2 protein-coding genes are annotated in these 2,650 nt (G+C 68.3%); both read right to left on the bottom strand.

Annotation, left to right across the window (positions count from 1 at the left end; genetic code table 11):
- Positions 1–128: 128 nt before the first annotated feature.
- Positions 129–914: an IS21-like element helper ATPase IstB gene (gene istB, locus CF8_RS19995; RefSeq protein ID WP_010834903.1), complete on the bottom strand. Its 786-nt coding sequence runs from the start codon at positions 912–914 to the stop codon at positions 129–131.
- Positions 911–2,458 (bottom strand): IS21 family transposase, encoded by a 1,548-nt coding sequence (gene istA / locus CF8_RS19990; protein ID WP_010834902.1) that lies wholly within the window; start codon positions 2,456–2,458, stop codon positions 911–913. Before istA ends, istB begins: the two co-directional genes overlap by 4 nt.
- Positions 2,459–2,650 lie beyond the last annotated feature (192 nt).

Genomic DNA, 2,650 nt, shown 5'->3' with positions numbered 1-2,650 from the left:
TGTCAAGGGCCAGTAGAAACTGCCCGGGGGCGGACATGAAACCTGCCCGCTGACGGTCACGAGATGTGCCCGGTGGTGGCCATGGGATCTGCCCAAGTGGGGCTGTGGCCACCACCGACTAGGAACGCTCAGCTCAACGGGCTCACCCCCTGGCCTGCGAGTGCCTGGGTGAGGCGAACGCTGTCGCCGCTGGTCTGGCAGACGTGGGCGTGATGCAAGAGCCTGTCGACGGTGGCGGTGGCCAGCGTTTTGGGCATGAGTTCGTCGAATCCGGAGGGGTGCAGGTTCGAGCTGATCGCGACCGAGCGTTTCTCATAGGCGGCGTCGACGAGCCGGTAGAGGCCCTCGGCGGCGTCGGCTGCGACGGCCAGGAGTCCGATGTCATCGACGATGACCAGGTCGGCGCGCAGGATCCGGGCGATGGCCTTGGACACGGTGTCGTCGGCACGGTGCCGGCGTAGCAGGACTCCGAGGTCTTCCAGGGTGAACCAGGCGACCTTCAGGCCCTGCTCGACGGCTTGTTGCCCGAGCGCTTCCAGCAGGAACGTCTTCCCGGTCCCTGACGGTCCGCACACCACGAGGTTCTCTCGCCGGTGGACCCACTCCAAGGTCCGCAACGCCTGCTGGGTCGGGGCCGGGATCGAGGAGATCTCAGGCTGCCAGGCATCGAAGGTCTTCCCGGTCGGGAACCCTGCGGCCGCCCGCCTGGTGGCGAGTGCGGAGCGTTCCCGGCCGGCGACCTCTTCGGCGAACAGGGCCTTGAGGACCTCGGCGGGTTCCCAGCGTTGGGCCTTCGCGGTCGCGACGACCTCGGGGGCGTGGCGACGGATGTGCGGCAGCCGCAGCCTGCGCAGCAGCTCCTCCAACTCGACCGGCAACGGCGGTGCGGTGCTGATGGGGCTCCTCGTCGTCATCGGGTCGCCTCGTCGTCGCTGTCCGCGGTGGACCGCTGGCCGAGCCGTGCCCACGCGGCGGTGCCCTGGGTCAGCGAGGAGTCCTCGCTGGCACGGTGCTCACCGGTGCCGGGCTGGCGGGCTCCCCGGCCGTGATGGTGGTCCAGGATCGAGGACAGGTCGGCCTCGGCGAACCGGCCATGGACCGCAGCATGCCCGAGCGCCCAGTCGACCTCGACGGGGTCGAACAGCTTCGCCAAGGCAAGTGCTTCGCTCATCTTGACCCGCATCCGCGGTGTGCCCGCCGCGGCGGCCTCGATCAGCCACAACCGCGCGCCCTCGCCCAGGTCGAGGAACTCCGACTCAGCGGCGTTCTTGGCTCGGGGGCGACGCTCCAGCGGGCCTTCAGGTCGTGGCGGGAAGTGCTCGTCATCGATCCGCGGTGTCCCGGGCATGGCCCGGGTGTGGCGGGCGACCTCGACCGGACCGTCGTCACCGACGTGGACGATGACGACCTGCTCGCCGTCGCCGACACCGTGGACCCGGACCCACACCGTGGCACCGAGCAGTTGGTGCGGGACCGAGTACTGGCCGGACTCGAACATCACCATCGGCGTGTTCGCCGGCACCACTCGAGTGACCCCGAACGCGACCGTGTGCGCCGTTGACGGCACCGGGTGCAACCGGGCGCGTTCCTCGGCGAGCATCTCGACCGGCGGCCGCTTCGTCGTCCGGTGGACACGGGTGTTGACCTTCTGACAGAACGCCTCACACGCCGCCTCGAGCTCAGCGAAGCCGCCGTACTCCTCAAGCAAGTTGGTGTCCTTCGGCACGAGGTCGGCCTTGCTGATCTTCACCGACGACTCCGTGCCACCCTTGGACGCCGGATCCGCAGGCACACAGGTGTGCACCACCACCGAGTAATGCTCGGCGAACCCAACCAGCTGGGAGTTACGGACCGCGATCCCGGCGATGTGCTCGACCGTGACGGTCTTCTCGTTGTCGGTCAGCACATAGGTCGGCACCCCACCCAGGCGGCGGAACGTCTGGTCCAGCGCGGCGAACACGCTCGGCATCGTCTTGTCCCGCAGCGCGATCACGACCCGGAACCGCGACCACGCCAGCCACGCCACGAACAGCACCGTCTTGACGCCGTCGACGACCGGGCCGTCGCCGTAGTCGTACTGCAGCCACATCCCCGGCTCGGTGACCCATGGCCGGTGGACCCGCACCCGACCAGCGCGGTAGGACGCCTTGACCTTCGCGACCGCGCGGCGGGTGGTGCGTTCCGAACCCTTGTAGCCCAACGCGACGAGCTTGTCGTGGGCGACATCGGCACGGACCTTCCCGACCGACCGCTCGACCCACTCCTCGACCTTGGGCAAGTACTCATCGATCAGCTGCGGCCGAGCGGCCGCCCGATCCAGCTCCCCACCGGCAGCGCGGCGGTCCACGAAGTGCTTCACCGTGTGGTGCGAGCAGCCGGCCAGCTCACCAGCATCACGCAACGACCCAGTCAGGTCGTAGGCATCCAAGATTTTCATGATCTCCTCGGCAGACTTCATATGTCCCTCCTCAGGGGCCAAACGGCGCATCAGCACCGCCAACCGCACCTGAGGAGGGGCCTCAACCGTGGGAACCGGTGAGGCAGACGACGTCGTGTCGGGCAGATCCCATGACCATCAGTGGGCAATTCTCATGTCCACCAGCGGGCAGCTTCGTGGCCGTCTCCGGGCAGTTTCTCGTGGCCGCCGACA

The sequence above is a fragment of the Nocardioides sp. CF8 genome, assembly GCF_000389985.1.
GTDB lineage: Bacteria > Actinomycetota > Actinomycetes > Propionibacteriales > Nocardioidaceae > Nocardioides > Nocardioides allogilvus.
The sequence above is the reverse complement of the archived record's forward strand: the minus strand, read 5'-3'. Positions and strand labels throughout refer to the sequence as shown.

Coding starts and splice junctions, on each gene's coding strand:
- istB (WP_010834903.1), bottom strand. CDS start 914: ATGACGACGAGGAGCCCCATCAGCACCGCACCGCCGTTGCCGGTCGAG.
- istA (WP_010834902.1), bottom strand. CDS start 2,458: ATGAAGTCTGCCGAGGAGATCATGAAAATCTTGGATGCCTACGACCTG.